The 14415-nt window shown below is 59.9% G+C and carries 15 protein-coding genes; all 15 read left to right on the forward strand.

Annotation, left to right across the window (positions count from 1 at the left end; all coding sequences use genetic code 11):
* Positions 1-52: 52 nt before the first annotated feature.
* The 15 genes from PS14A_RS06725 (at position 53) to PS14A_RS06795 (ending at position 14410) form a co-directional block, all read left to right on the forward strand.
* Positions 53-904 carry a flagellin domain-containing protein gene (locus PS14A_RS06725; RefSeq protein ID WP_130910459.1) on the forward strand — a complete coding sequence of 284 codons (852 nt, stop codon included), beginning with the start codon at positions 53-55 and terminating at the stop codon, positions 902-904.
* Between the two features lie 72 nt (positions 905-976).
* A complete protein-coding gene (locus tag PS14A_RS06730; protein WP_130910458.1) occupies positions 977-1333 on the forward strand; it encodes a flagellar protein FlaG in 357 nt (118 codons plus the stop codon).
* 82 nt (positions 1334-1415) lie between these two features.
* Positions 1416-2858 (forward strand): flagellar filament capping protein FliD, encoded by a 1443-nt coding sequence (gene fliD / locus PS14A_RS06735; protein WP_130910457.1) that lies wholly within the window; start codon positions 1416-1418, stop codon positions 2856-2858.
* Between the two features lie 129 nt (positions 2859-2987).
* On the forward strand, positions 2988-3386 hold the full coding sequence (fliS, locus tag PS14A_RS06740; protein ID WP_041479013.1) for a flagellar export chaperone FliS: 399 nt from the start codon (positions 2988-2990) through the stop codon (positions 3384-3386).
* A gap of 11 nt (positions 3387-3397) precedes the next feature.
* The gene (locus PS14A_RS06745) at positions 3398-3694 is read left to right on the forward strand and encodes a hypothetical protein (protein WP_016771085.1); all 297 of its coding nucleotides are present in this window, start codon (positions 3398-3400) and stop codon (positions 3692-3694) included.
* A 172-nt stretch (positions 3695-3866) separates the two neighbouring features.
* On the forward strand, positions 3867-5342 hold the full coding sequence (locus tag PS14A_RS06750) for a sigma-54 dependent transcriptional regulator (protein WP_016771084.1): 1476 nt from the start codon (positions 3867-3869) through the stop codon (positions 5340-5342).
* A gap of 111 nt (positions 5343-5453) precedes the next feature.
* Positions 5454-6665 carry an ATP-binding protein gene (locus PS14A_RS06755; RefSeq protein WP_130910456.1) on the forward strand — a complete coding sequence of 404 codons (1212 nt, stop codon included), beginning with the start codon at positions 5454-5456 and terminating at the stop codon, positions 6663-6665.
* Between the two features lie 5 nt (positions 6666-6670).
* Positions 6671-8053, forward strand: a complete 1383-nt coding sequence (locus PS14A_RS06760) for a sigma-54 dependent transcriptional regulator (protein WP_130910455.1) — start codon at positions 6671-6673, stop codon at positions 8051-8053.
* Positions 8054-8181: 128 nt separating this feature from the next.
* Positions 8182-8511, forward strand: a complete 330-nt coding sequence (fliE, locus tag PS14A_RS06765; RefSeq protein WP_016771081.1) for a flagellar hook-basal body complex protein FliE — start codon at positions 8182-8184, stop codon at positions 8509-8511.
* 14 nt (positions 8512-8525) lie between these two features.
* Entirely contained in the window at positions 8526-10313 is a 1788-nt protein-coding gene (fliF, locus tag PS14A_RS06770; RefSeq protein WP_041479017.1) for a flagellar basal-body MS-ring/collar protein FliF, read from the forward strand.
* Complete coding sequence (fliG, locus tag PS14A_RS06775) at positions 10306-11325, forward strand: flagellar motor switch protein FliG (protein WP_039761172.1); 1020 nt, start codon at positions 10306-10308, stop codon at positions 11323-11325. The genes fliF and fliG overlap by 8 nt, the downstream gene beginning before the upstream one ends.
* Before the next feature lie 4 nt (positions 11326-11329).
* On the forward strand, positions 11330-12136 hold the full coding sequence (gene fliH, locus PS14A_RS06780) for a flagellar assembly protein FliH (protein ID WP_041479018.1): 807 nt from the start codon (positions 11330-11332) through the stop codon (positions 12134-12136).
* Positions 12126-13484, forward strand: a complete 1359-nt coding sequence (gene fliI, locus PS14A_RS06785) for a flagellar protein export ATPase FliI (protein ID WP_016771077.1) — start codon at positions 12126-12128, stop codon at positions 13482-13484. The genes fliH and fliI overlap by 11 nt, the downstream gene beginning before the upstream one ends.
* A 6-nt stretch (positions 13485-13490) precedes the next feature.
* Positions 13491-13940, forward strand: coding sequence for a flagellar export protein FliJ (fliJ, locus tag PS14A_RS06790; RefSeq protein ID WP_137216033.1), 450 nt, complete (start codon positions 13491-13493; stop codon positions 13938-13940).
* Between the two features lie 164 nt (positions 13941-14104).
* Positions 14105-14410 (forward strand): STAS domain-containing protein, encoded by a 306-nt coding sequence (locus tag PS14A_RS06795; protein WP_212615582.1) that lies wholly within the window; start codon positions 14105-14107, stop codon positions 14408-14410.
* Positions 14411-14415: the final 5 nt, after the last annotated feature.

Raw genomic sequence — 14415 nt, forward strand, 5'->3', positions numbered from 1 at the left:
CGGCGGTTGCCAGGGCCGGAAGCCGCAGTACCCAACCAACGAGGAATTCGTCATGGCTTTAACAGTAAACACCAACACCACATCGTTGAACGTTCAGAAAAACCTGAACCGCGCTTCCGACGCTCTGTCCACTTCGATGCAGCGCCTGTCTTCCGGCCTGAAAATCAACAGCGCCAAAGACGACGCCGCTGGCCTGCAGATCTCCAACCGTATGTCTTCGCAGATCCGCGGTAACACCCAGGCCATCCAGAACGCCAACGACGGTATCTCCGTTGCCCAGACCGCTGAAGGCGCTCTGCAAGCTACTACCGACATCCTGCAGCGTATGCGTGAACTGGCTGTTAAAGCCCGTAACGGCACCAACGGTACTGCTGACCAGACCGCTACCAACTCTGAATTCGCTCAGATGTCGGACGAGATCACCCGTATCTCCGCTTCGACCAACCTGAACGGCAAGAACCTGCTGGACGGTTCGGCTGGTACTGTGACCCTGCAAGTTGGCGCAAACACCGGTTCGGCCAACCACATCGACCTGGTACTGAGCTCCAAGTTCGACGCCGTCAGCCTGTCGGTTGGTAGCGGCACTCTGTCCCTGACTGGCGCTACCGTTACTGGTGCTGCTCAGAACATCGACAGCGCGATCACTGCAATCGACGCGGCAATCGCTGCAATCGGTGCAACTCGTGCCAGCCTCGGTGCTTCGCAGAACCGTCTGACCAGCACCATCTCCAACCTGCAGAACATCACTGAAAACACCACCGCTGCCCAGGGTCGTGTACAGGACACCGACTTCGCCGCAGAAACTGCTAACCTGACCAAGCAGCAAACTCTGCAGCAAGCTTCCACTTCGGTTCTGGCCCAGGCCAACCAACTGCCTTCCGCTGTACTGAAACTGCTTCAGTAATTCGGAACAAGTTTGAGCGGGGGAGTGCGCTGGTCGTGCTCTCTCGCTTTTTTACGTTAAGAGGTGATGGGCATGGACATGAGCGTAAAGCTTAACGTGTCTTATCCGGCTCCCAAACCAGTGCCACCGGTTGCTGACAAACCGTCAGAGCTGCCTAAAGTCCAAAAGACTGAAGCACCGGTCGCTGTCAAGGATCAGGATTCGGACAGCGCCAAGTTGAAACTGGCGGTGCAAGAGATCGAAAAGTTCGTCCAGTCGATCAAGCGTAATCTGGAGTTCTCGATTGACGAGCATTCCGGCAAAGTCATCGTCAAGGTGATCGCAAGCGAGACAGGTGAAGTGGTTCGACAGATTCCCTCCGCCGAAGCCCTCAAGCTGGCTGACAGCCTCGCCAACGCAAGTCATGTGTTGTTCGACGCCAAAGTCTGATAAATGGCATGAATAGTGTTTGTTCGTTCTCAGGACGCGGGTAACGGTCAAAAGAATGGCAACAATCTGAAGGGAGATGCACATGGCAAGTCCAATTCTACCGGGTTCCGGACTGGGTTCCGGCCTGGACATCGGCGCGATCGTCACCGCGCTGGTCAACGCCGACAAGTCTGCCAAGCAGACACAGATCGATACGCAGACCAAAACCAACTCGCTGAAGATCTCCGGCGTTGGTTCGCTGAAGAGCGCCCTGGCTGCCTTTCAAAAATCGATGGCTGACCTGAACAAGGCATCGAGCCCGGCTTTCGCCGGTTACACCGCTACTTCCAACTCTCCGACGATTCTCGGTGCAACCTCCGACAGCACTGCTGTTCCGGGCACTTACAACGTGGTCGTGAAGAACCTGGCCACCGGCTCGAAAGTAGCCAGTGCCGCCTTTGCCGGCGGTGCCGCCAGTGCCATTCCGAGTGGTACTCTGAAAATCAGTCAGAATGGCATTGATTACAATGTCGCGATTCCGGCCAATGCCACTTTGCAAAGTACCCGTGACGCGATCAACACCGCGCAGGCCAGCAACGGTATTTCCGCCAACATCGTGACCGACAGTTCCGGTGCGTCGCGCCTGGTGCTGAGCTCCAGCAAGACTGGCGCGGGCATGGACCTGAGCGTCAGCGGCATCGCCGGCCTCGAAATCGACGGCTCGCAGAAAATGGGTGACAACCCGGCGGCCGGCGCATCCGGTACGGTTGGCGAACTGGCCAGCGACGCGACGATTACCATTGATGGGCTGCCTGTTACCAGCAAGACCAACACGGTAACCGGCGCTATCAGCGGTATGACGCTGAACCTGACCGCCGTCAGCCCGGGCGCTCCCGGGGCGCAAACCGCGGCGGTTGTGACTGTGGCGACCAACACCGCAGGCATCCAGACGTCGCTGCAGACGTTCGTCGACTCCTACAACACGCTGAAGAAAACCATCGACGCGCTGTCCAAGGCGACCCCGGACGCGGATGGCAACCTCACCGTTTCCGCTGCGTTCACCGGTGACTCGCTGCCACGTTCGTTGATGGCCGATATCCGTGAACAGCTGACCGAGACCGGTGCAGGCGGCCAGTTGGCGGTGCTGTCGCAGTTGGGTGTCATGACCGACAGCAAGACCGGTTTGCTGGCGCTTGATGCTTCGGTCTTCAACAAGCGTATGGAAACCCCCGGCATGGCCGGTCAGGTTCAGCAGATGTTCACTGGCACCGATTCCAAGAACGGTCTGTTGGCGCGCATGAGCGCTTCGGTGGACCCTTATGTGAAAACCGGCGGGTTGCTCGACCAGCGCAGCTCGAACCTGACCAATCTGGCTTCGAGCCTGCAAAAGCAGCAGACGGCACTGGACTTGCGCGTTGCCAACCTGACGTCGACATTGACGGCCAAGTACAACGCCATGGACTTGCTGGTAGGGCAGATGAAGGCCACGGCGAGCAGCATCACGTCGTTCTTCAGCTCGCTTAACGCTCAGCAGTCCGCGAAGTAACAGTCAGTAACGACAAAAACCCGGCTACGCTTTATCGGCGTGCGCCGGGTTTTTGTCTTTTGATCTAAAGTTTTCGGACCGGTTGGCGATACACTGGTTATACGAGTCAACGTGGCAATGAGGTAGAACATGAACCCGATGTTAGCCCTTCGGCAGTACCAGAAAGTCGGCGCCCATGCGCAGACGTCCGAAGCGAGCCCGCACCGCCTGGTGCAAATGTTGATGGAAGGTGGTCTGGCCCGGATTGCGCAGGCCAAGGGCGCCATCGAGCGCAAGGACATTCCCGGCAAGTGCACGGCGATCAGCAAGGCCATCGGCATTGTCAGTGGCCTTCGTGAAGGTCTCGATCTTGAAAACAATGCAGAGGCACTGGCCGATCTGGATGGCCTGTATATCTACATGATGAAGCGCCTCGCCGAGGCCAACATCAGCAGTGATCCGCGTGTCCTCGATGAAGTGGCCGGCCTGCTGACAACGGTAAAAGAAGGCTGGGACGCCATCGCGCCTGTGCCGGCTCCGCAGTTCTGAAGGAGAGCACCATGAGTCTTGTATTGCAGCGAATTGCCGATACCCGCGAAGCGTTGGTCGGAGCATTGGCCGAACGAAACTGGGAAGCCATTGGTGAGTTGGATCTGGCTTGCCGTTCCTGCATGGAAGACGTCATGGCGGAAGCTTCGCTGGACGAAGTTGCGCTGCGCGACAACCTTGAGGAGCTGCTATTCGTCTACAAGGAGCTTCTTGAGGTGGCAATGGGCGAGCGGCAGGCGATAGCCAACGAGATGTCGCAGATCACCCAAGCGCAAAAGGCTGCAAAGGTTTACCATCTGTTTGGTTGATTAACCGTCAGTTGAACCAGAGATGTGCGCCATAAATTTGACTGTGCACGGTTTTTTGACTTAACTAGTGGCTATTATCAGGTTTAGGGCGTCTACAGGCACAAGGTGTCCTGCAAGCGTCTCGCTTGCCCCATTTTTCGGGCATTGAGTTGACTAGGGAAGTTGCTATTGCATGTGGCGTGAAACCAAAATTCTGCTGATCGATGACGATAGCGTCCGCCGCCGCGACCTGGCGGTGATTCTGAATTTTCTTGGCGAAGAAAATTTACCCTGCGGCAGCCATGACTGGCAGCAGGCTGTCGGCTCTTTGTCGTCTAGTCGTGAGGTCATTTGCGTACTGATCGGGACCGTCAATGCTCCTGGCGCGCTTTTGGGCTTGCTAAAGACACTCGCAACCTGGGATGAGTTCCTTCCGGTTTTGTTAATGGGCGATAATTCTTCCGTTGACCTGCCTGAAGACCAGCGTCGCCGGGTGCTGTCGACCCTGGAAATGCCCCCCAGCTACAGCAAATTGCTCGATTCGCTGCACCGCGCCCAGGTCTATCGCGAAATGTACGACCAGGCTCGCGAGCGCGGCCGTCATCGCGAACCCAATCTGTTCCGCAGCCTCGTCGGCACCAGCCGTGCGATTCAGCACGTGCGGCAGATGATGCAGCAGGTTGCCGACACCGACGCCAGCGTGCTGATCCTTGGCGAGTCCGGCACCGGCAAGGAAGTGGTCGCGCGCAACCTGCATTATCACTCCAAGCGCCGCGACGCGCCGTTCGTGCCGGTCAATTGCGGAGCTATTCCGGCCGAGTTGCTGGAAAGCGAACTGTTCGGCCACGAGAAGGGCGCTTTCACTGGTGCGATCACCAGCCGTGCAGGGCGCTTTGAGCTGGCCAACGGCGGCACGCTGTTCCTCGACGAAATCGGCGATATGCCGCTGCCGATGCAGGTCAAGCTGCTGCGCGTGTTGCAAGAGCGCACCTTCGAACGCGTGGGCAGCAACAAGACCCAGAGCGTCGACGTGCGCATCATTGCCGCAACGCACAAGAATCTCGAAAGCATGATCGAGATCGGCTCGTTCCGCGAAGACCTCTACTATCGCCTGAACGTGTTCCCGATCGAGATGGCGCCGCTGCGGGAGCGCGTCGAAGACATCCCGTTGTTGATGAACGAACTGATCTCGCGCATGGAGCACGAGAAGCGCGGTTCGATCCGTTTCAACTCGGCGGCGATCATGTCGCTGTGCCGTCACGGCTGGCCGGGCAACGTCCGCGAGCTCGCCAACCTGGTCGAGCGCATGGCGATCATGCACCCGTACGGGGTGATCGGCGTGGTCGAGTTGCCGAAGAAATTCCGCTACGTCGACGACGAAGACGAGCAGATGGTCGACAGCCTGCGCAGCGATCTGGAAGAGCGCGTGGCGATCAACGGCCATACGCCTGACTTCAGCGCCAGTGCACTGCTGCCGCCGGAAGGCCTCGACCTCAAGGACTACCTCGGTGGTCTGGAGCAGGGCCTCATTCAGCAAGCGCTGGACGATGCCAATGGCATTGTTGCCCGCGCCGCTGAACGTCTGCGCATCCGTCGCACGACCTTGGTCGAGAAGATGCGCAAGTACGGCATGAGCCGGGCCGGAGGAGACGAACAGGCGGATGATTGACGCCTGTTTTTCAAGCGCTTAATTTATAGGCGGTTTTTTTTTAGGCACGGGTATTGCTATAGCCCTCGCAACGTTCCGTTTCACTGACGGTCAGCCAAGCGAGAGAGCCCAATGCCCCAAGCCGCCCAGATCTCTTCTGCCTCCAATATCGTGGGGCAACCCTCGTCCGTAGAGCAGGCAAGTCGTCAGGGACTTGAGCAGGCCTTCCAGCTGTTCAACCAGATGTCGAGCCAGCTGACCGATTCCTACAGCCTGCTCGAAGCGCGGGTCACCGAACTCAAGGGTGAACTGGCGGTTGTCAGTGCCCAGCGCATGCAGGAACTGGCGGAAAAAGAACGCCTGGCCAATCGCCTGCAAAACCTCCTCGACTTGTTGCCCGGCGGCGTCATCGTCATTGACGGTCACGGCCTGGTACGCGAAGCCAATCCGGCCGCCATCGACTTGCTCGGCTCGCCTCTAGAGGGCGAGCTCTGGCGCCATGTGATCGCACGCTGCTTCGCTCCCCGTGAAGACGACGGTCACGAAATCTCCTTGAAAAACGGTCGACGCCTGTCGATTTCCACCCGCTCGCTGGATGCCGAGCCGGGGCAGTTGGTGCTGCTCAACGACTTGACGGAAACCCGTCATCTGCAAGATCAACTGGCACGGCACGAGCGCTTGTCTTCGCTGGGGCGCATGGTCGCGTCGCTGGCGCATCAGATTCGCACGCCGTTGTCCGCCGCTTTGCTTTACGCCAGTCATTTGACTGAACAGCAACTGCCAGTGGAAACCCAGCAGCGTTTTGCCGGACGCCTGAAAGAGCGTCTGCACGAACTGGAACATCAAGTCCGCGACATGCTGGTGTTCGCCCGTGGCGAGCTGCCGCTGACCGACCGCCTCACGCCCAGTGCCTTGATGCAATCGCTGCAGGCAGCGGCGCTGACCCACGTGCAGGATCTGCCGATCCGCTGGCAGTGCGACAGCCATGCCGGTGAGCTGCTGTGCAACCGCGACACTCTGGTCGGGGCATTACTGAATCTGATTGAAAACGCCATTCAGGCCAGCGCCGGCAAAGCGCGCCTGAAAGTGCATTGCTACACCAGAGGCAACACCCTGCATCTGTGTGTCAGCGACAGCGGCAGCGGCATTGAGCCGACAGTTTTGGCGCGCCTCGGCGAGCCTTTTTTTACTACCAAAGTCACCGGTACCGGCCTCGGCCTGACCGTGGTCAAAGCGGTGGCCCGGGCGCATCAGGGAGAATTGACCCTGCGTTCGCGAGTCGGGCGCGGCACCTGCGCGCAGGTCAGCCTGCCACTGTTTTCCGCTGCACAGGGAGTTGAATAAACGTCATGGGCATCAAGGTGTTGCTGGTCGAGGATGACCGTTCGTTGCGCGAAGCGCTGGCCGATACGCTGCTGCTCGCCGGCCACGACTATCACGCCGTCGGCAGCGCCGAAGAAGCACTCACGGCGGTCGCGCAGCAAGCCTTCAGCCTGGTGGTCAGCGACGTCAATATGCCGGGTATGGACGGCCACCAGTTGCTCGCGTTGCTGCGCGCACGCCAACCGCAATTGCCGGTGCTGCTGATGACCGCCCACGGCGCAGTCGAGCGTGCGGTCGATGCGATGCGCCAGGGTGCGGCGGATTATCTGGTCAAGCCGTTCGAGCCCAAAGCGCTGCTCGATCTGGTCGCGCGACATGCGCTGGGCAGCATTGACGCTGGCGAGGCGGACGGTCCGGTCGCTGTTGAACCGGCCAGTGCGCAGTTGCTTGAATTGGCCGCACGGGTCGCACGCAGTGACTCGACTGTGTTGATCTCCGGCGAGTCCGGCACCGGTAAAGAAGTGCTGGCACGCTATATCCACCAGCAATCGCGGCGGGCGAGCCAGCCGTTTATCGCAATCAACTGCGCGGCGATCCCTGACAACATGCTTGAAGCGACACTGTTCGGCCATGAGAAAGGTTCGTTCACTGGCGCTATCGCCTCGCAGGCCGGCAAGTTCGAGCAGGCGGACGGTGGCACCATTCTGCTCGACGAAATTTCCGAAATGCCCTTGGGCCTGCAAGCCAAGCTCCTGCGCGTTTTGCAAGAACGTGAAGTGGAGCGAGTAGGTGCGCGCAAGCCGATCAGCCTGGACATTCGCGTGGTCGCCACGACCAACCGTGATCTGGCCGGCGAAGTGGCGGCGGGGCGTTTTCGCGAAGATCTGTTTTACCGCTTGTCGGTTTTCCCTCTGGCCTGGCGTCCACTTCGCGAACGCACTGCCGATATCCTGCCGCTGGCGGAAAAGTTGTTGGCCAAACACGTCAATAAAATGAAGCACGCCGCAGCGAAGCTATCACCCGAAGCGCAAGCCTGCCTGACCGCGTACCCGTGGCCGGGCAATGTGCGTGAACTGGACAACGCCATTCAGCGTGCGTTGATCCTGCAGCAGGGCGGCTTGATCCAGCCGCAGGATTTTTGCCTGAGCGGTGCGGTGACTTTTGCGCCATTGGCGGTCGCTGCGCCAGTAATCCGCGAGGTGGAAATCGAGGCGGATTCTTCCGGTGCCCTGGGCGATGACCTGCGCCGCCGGGAGTTTCAGATGATCATCGACACCCTGCGCGCCGAGCGTGGCCGACGCAAGGAAGCTGCCGAAAAGCTCGGCATCAGCCCGCGCACCCTGCGCTACAAACTGGCGCAAATGCGCGATGCCGGGATGGACGTCGAAGGCTATCTGTTCGCCACCTGATCGACGCTGCAAAACAGTCCAGATGCTTTTCTCAGAAGGGTGCCCATGAGCTGGCACCCTTGTTGCTAATACCTGTGTACCCGCCGAGTGAGTGTCAAAAAATTGCGGGCCGCCCAAGAGAGTAGACCATGAGCCAAGGTATTGAATTTAATCGGTTGATGATGGACATGCAGGCCATGAAAGTGGATGCCATGTCTGCGCGTAAATCGACTGCCGCTGTCCCTGAAATCGCGGGCAGCAGCTTTTCCGACATGCTCGGTCAGGCGATCAATAAAGTCAGCGATACCCAGCAGGCGTCGACTCAACTGGCCAACGCGTTCGAGATCGGCAAGAGCGGTGTCGACCTGACTGACGTCATGATTGCGTCGCAAAAAGCCAGCGTGTCGTTCCAGGCTCTGACCCAGGTGCGCAACAAGCTGGTCCAGGCTTACCAAGACATCATGCAGATGCCGGTTTAAGGGCGAAATAAGTCATGGCAGAAGCAGTCGCTGATAACGTTCCGGCCAAGGCCACCCCGATCGACGGCAAACCGCCGCTGTTCGGCCTGTCCTTTCTGGAAAACCTTTCCCAGATGACCGTGCTGCGTCAGGTCGGCCTGTTGGTCGGTCTGGCTGCGAGCGTGGCGATTGGCTTTGCCGTGGTGCTGTGGTCGCAGCAGCCGGATTACCGTCCACTGTACGGCAGCCTTGCCGGCATGGACGCCAAGCAGGTCATGGAAACCCTGGCCGCCGCTGACATTCCTTACAACGTCGAACCCAATTCCGGTGCCTTGCTGGTCAAGGCCGACGACCTGTCCCGTGCGCGGATGAAACTCGCTGCCGCTGGTGTCACTCCCAGCGACGGCAACATCGGTTTCGAAATCCTCGACAAGGAACAGGGTCTGGGCACCAGCCAGTTCATGGAAGCGACCCGTTATCGTCGCGGCCTCGAAGGCGAACTGGCGCGGACCATCTCCAGCCTGAACAACGTCAAGGGTGCCCGCGTGCACCTGGCGATTCCGAAGAGTTCGGTGTTTGTCCGTGACGAGCGCAAGCCAAGCGCTTCGGTACTGGTCGAGCTGTATAGCGGGCGTTCGCTGGAGCCGGGTCAGGTGGTGGCGATCATCAACCTGGTGGCGACTTCCGTGCCAGAGTTGAGCAAATCGCAGATCACCGTCGTCGATCAGAAGGGCAACCTGCTCTCCGATCAGGCGGAAAATTCTGAAATGACCATGGCCGGCAAGCAGTTCGATTACAGCCGCCGCATGGAAAGCATGCTCACCCAGCGCGTGCACAACATTCTGCAACCGGTACTGGGCAATGATCGCTACAAGGCTGAAGTTTCGGCCGACGTCGATTTCAGTGCCGTCGAATCGACTGCCGAGCAGTTCAACCCGGACCAACCGGCGTTGCGCAGCGAGCAGTCGGTCAACGAACAACGCACCGCCAGCAATGGCCCGCAAGGTGTGCCGGGTGCTTTGAGCAACCAGCCGCCGTCGCCTGCCTCGGCGCCGCAGACCACCGGTGGCACCGCCGCACCGGCCGGGATGATCCAGCCGGGTCAGCCACTGGTTGACGCCAACGGTCAGCAGATCATGGACCCGGCCACCGGCCAGCCGATGCTCGCGCCGTACCCGGCCGACAAGCGTCAACAATCGACCAAGAACTTCGAGCTCGACCGTTCGATCAGCCACACCAAGCAGCAGCAGGGCCGTCTCAATCGCCTGTCGGTGTCGGTGGTGGTCGACGATCAGGTCAAGATCAACCCGGCCAACGGTGAAACCAGCCGTGCGCCGTGGAGCGCCGACGAATTGGCGCGCTTCACCCGTCTGGTGCAGGACGCCGTCGGTTTCGACGCCAGCCGTGGTGACAGCGTCAGCGTGATCAACATGCCGTTCTCCGCCGAGCGTGGCGAAGTGATTGCAGATATTCCGTTCTACTCCCAGCCATGGTTCTGGGACATCGTCAAACAAGTGCTGGGTGTGCTGTTCATCCTGGTGCTGGTGTTTGGTGTGCTGCGTCCGGTGCTCAACAACATCACCGGCGGTGGCAAAGGCAAGGAGCTGGCCGGTCTGGGCAGCGACGTGGAACTCGGTGGAATGGGCGGCCTGGACGGCGAACTGGCCAACGACCGCGTGAGCCTCGGTGGTCCGCAGAGCATTCTGTTGCCAAGCCCGAGCGAGGGTTATGACGCGCAGTTGAATGCAATCAAGAGTCTGGTAGCTGAAGACCCGGGGCGCGTGGCTCAGGTCGTAAAAGAGTGGATTAACGCAGATGAGTGATAACCGAGCCGCCGCCGTCAAATTGACCAAGGTCGACAAAGCCGCGATTCTGCTGCTGTCCCTCGGTTCGACCGATGCTGCGCAAGTGCTGCGCCATATGGGTCCCAAAGAGGTTCAGCGCGTCGGCGTGGCCATGGCGCAGATGGGCAACGTCCATCGCGAACAGGTCGAGCAGGTGATGAGCGAGTTCGTCGACATCGTCGGCGATCAGACCAGCCTCGGCGTCGGTTCCGACGACTACGTGCGCAAGATGCTCACCCAGGCCCTGGGCGAAGACAAGGCCAACGGCCTGATCGACCGCATCCTGCTCGGTGGCAACACCAGCGGCCTCGACAGCCTGAAATGGATGGAGCCGCGCGCAGTCGCTGACGTCATCCGTTACGAACACCCGCAGATCCAGGCGATCGTGGTTGCGTACCTCGATCCGGATCAGGCCGGTGAAGTGCTCGGCAACTTCGACCATAAAGTGCGTCTGGACATCATCCTGCGCGTTTCGTCGCTGAACACCGTGCAACCGGCCGCCTTGAAAGAACTCAACCAGATTCTCGAGAAACAGTTCTCCGGCAACTCGAACGCCTCGCGCACCACCTTGGGTGGCATCAAGCGTGCGGCCGACATCATGAACTTCCTCGACAGCTCGATCGAAGGCCAGCTCATGGACTCGATCCGCGAAGTCGACGAAGACCTGTCCGGTCAGATCGAAGACCTCATGTTCGTCTTCAACAACCTTGCCGACGTCGACGACCGTGGCATCCAGGCACTGTTGCGCGAAGTCTCTTCCGATGTGCTGGTGCTGGCCCTCAAGGGTTCGGACGAAGGCGTCAAGGAAAAGATCTTCAAGAACATGTCCAAGCGTGCTGCCGAACTGTTGCGCGACGACCTCGAGGCGAAAGGCCCGGTGCGCGTCAGCGACGTCGAAACCGCACAGAAGGAAATCCTCACCATTGCCCGTCGTATGGCCGAAGCCGGCGAGATCGTGCTCGGTGGCAAGGGCGGCGAGGAAATGATCTAAGCCCATGGATAAGCCTGACGAGTCTGTGACGGATCTGATCCGCGCCCGCGATGTTCGTGGTTTCGAATCCTGGGCGCTGCCCAGCTTCGATCCGCCGAAACCGGAACCCGAGCCTGAGCCGGAGCCCGAACCGCCGGAAATGGAAGAAGTGCCGCTGGAAGAAGTCCAGCCACTGACCCTGGAAGAACTCGAAAGCATCCGTCAGGAGGCTTACAACGAGGGCTTTGCCATTGGCGAAAAGGAAGGTTTTCACAGCACCACGCTGAAGGTGCGTCAGGAAGCCGAAACGGCGCTGGCGGCGAAAATCGCCAGCCTTGAGCTGTTGATGGCCAACCTGTTCGAACCGATCGCCGAGCAAGACACTCAGATTGAAAAGTCGCTGGTCGATCTCGTGCAACACATCACCAAACAGGTGATCAAGCGCGAACTGGCCATCGATTCGACGCAGATCGAACACGTCATGCGCGATGCCCTCAAGCTGCTGCCGCTGGGCGTGGAAAACGTGCGCCTGTACGTCAATCCGCAGGATTTCGCCCAGGTCAAAGCCCTGCGCGAACGCCACGAAGAAACCTGGCGCATCGTTGAAGACGAGTCGCTGTTGCCGGGCGGTTGCCGGGTTGAAACCGAACACAGCCGCATCGACGCCAGCGTCGAATCGCGGGTGACCCAGGTCATGGCCAAGCTGTTCGATCAGTTGCACGAGCAGGCCTTGCATCCGGCGGCGCCTGACTTGAGTCTGGACATTCCCGAAGACACCCCAGCGGCTGTCGACTCTGACGAGCCGCGCGCGGACGCCAGCGATGCGCCTTGAACGCACCAGCTTCGCCAAGCGCCTGAGCACCTACGCCGAGGCCACCGAGATTGCCGGCGCGCCGATCCTTGAAGGTCGGCTGCTGCGCATGGTCGGCCTGACCCTCGAAGCCGAAGGCTTGCGCGCCGCCATGGGCACCCGTTGCATGGTGATCAATGACGACAGCTACCACCCGTCCCAGGTGGAAGCGGAAGTCATGGGTTTTTCCGGCAGCAAAGTCTTTCTGATGCCGGTCGGCAGCGTCGCCGGCATCGCCCCGGGCGCCCGCGTGGTGCCCCTGGCCGATACCGGTCGTTTGCCGATGGGCATGAGCATGCTCGGTCGGGTTCTTGACGGCGCCGGCCGCGCGCTGGACGGCAAGGGCGGCATGAAGGCCGAAGACTGGGTACCGATGGATGGCCCGACAATCAACCCGCTCAACCGTGACCCGATCAGCGTACCGCTCGACGTCGGCATCCGTTGCATCAACGGTTTGCTGACGGTCGGCCGTGGCCAGCGTCTGGGTCTGTTTGCCGGTACGGGTGTCGGTAAATCGGTGCTGTTGGGCATGATGACCCGCTTCACCGAGGCCGACATCATCGTCGTTGGTCTGATCGGTGAGCGTGGTCGCGAAGTTAAGGAATTCATCGAGCACATCCTCGGTGAAGAAGGCCTCAAGCGTTCGGTAGTGGTTGCATCGCCGGCGGACGATGCACCGCTGATGCGTATGCGCGCGGCAATGTATTGCACGCGCATCGCCGAATATTTCCGCGACAAGGGCAAGAACGTTCTGCTGCTGATGGACTCGCTGACCCGTTTCGCCCAGGCACAGCGGGAAATCGCTCTGGCCATCGGCGAACCGCCAGCGACCAAGGGCTATCCGCCATCGGTGTTCGCCAAACTGCCGAAACTGGTGGAGCGCGCCGGTAATGCGGAGAAGGGCGGTGGCTCGATCACGGCGTTCTACACCGTGCTGTCCGAAGGCGATGACCAGCAGGACCCGATTGCCGACTCGGCGCGGGGTGTGCTCGACGGCCATATCGTCCTGTCACGACGCTTGGCCGAGGAAGGCCACTATCCGGCGATCGACATCGAAGCCTCGATCAGCCGGGTCATGCCGGCGGTGGTTTCGCCGGATCACATGCAGCGTGCGCAGTACTTCAAGCAGTTGTGGTCGCGCTATCAGCAGAGTCGCGATCTGATCAGCGTCGGCGCCTACGTGGCCGGCGGCGATCGCGAGACCGATCTGGCGATTTCCCTGCAACCGCAACTGGTCAGGTATCAGCGCCAGGGCCTCAACGACAAAATCAATCTGGGTGAAAGCCAGGCCTATCTGGAAACCCTGTTCGCCCCTGCGGCGGGCGGGTAACCGGCCATGGCCGTCAGCCGCGCCGCGCGCCTGGCACCGGTGGTGGACATGGCCGAAAAGGCCGAGAAAGCCGCCGTGCAGCGCCTCGCCTACTTTCAGGGCCAGGTCAAAGTTGCCGAAAGCAAACTGGCCGACCTCAATGCCTTTCGTCTGGATTACTCGCAGCAGTGGATCGTGCGCGGCAGCACCGGCGTGAGCGGGCAGTGGCTGCTGGGTTTTCAGGGGTTTCTGGCGCAACTCGACACCGCTGTCGATCAACAACGGCAGAGTCTGGTCTGGCACCAGAACAAGCTCGACAAGGCGCGTGAGGAATGGCAACAGGCGTTTGCCCGCGTCGAGGGTTTGCGCAAACTGGTGCAGCGCTATCGTGATGAAGCGCAACGCCTCGAAGACAAGCGCGAGCAGAAGCTGCTGGATGAACTGTCGCAGCGCTTGCCACGGCGTGATGCTTTTTAAAGATCAAAAAATCGCAGCCTTCGGCAGCTCCTACAGGGGAATGCATTTTCAAATGTAGGAGCTGCCGAAGGCCGCGATCTTTTGATCTGCTTTTCCAGCCTTGCCCCAACCCTATCCAGGTGCTACACCTTGTACAGGTTCGTCAATGACAAGGAAGCCAGTCAATGTCAGTCGTTACAGAAATTTCTCCAGACCAGAAAAAGCTCACGATCTCGGTCAAAGGCCGGTTCGATTTCGGTCGCCATCAGGAATTTCGCGAGTCGTATGAACGGCTCTCACACAAACCAGAATCCATCGTGGTCGACCTCAAAGAGGCCACTTATCTCGACAGCTCCGCGCTGGGCATGCTGCTTCTGCTGCGTGATCACGCCGGCGGCGACGAGTCGGATATCCGCGTCGTCAACAGCAGTTCCGATGTGAAGAAAATCCTCGCGATTTCCAACTTCGACAAACTCTTCGATATCAGTTGACGCCC

Source organism: Pseudomonas sp. 14A (genome assembly GCF_018132745.1).
GTDB classification, from domain to species: Bacteria; Pseudomonadota; Gammaproteobacteria; order Pseudomonadales; family Pseudomonadaceae; genus Aquipseudomonas; species Aquipseudomonas mercuritolerans.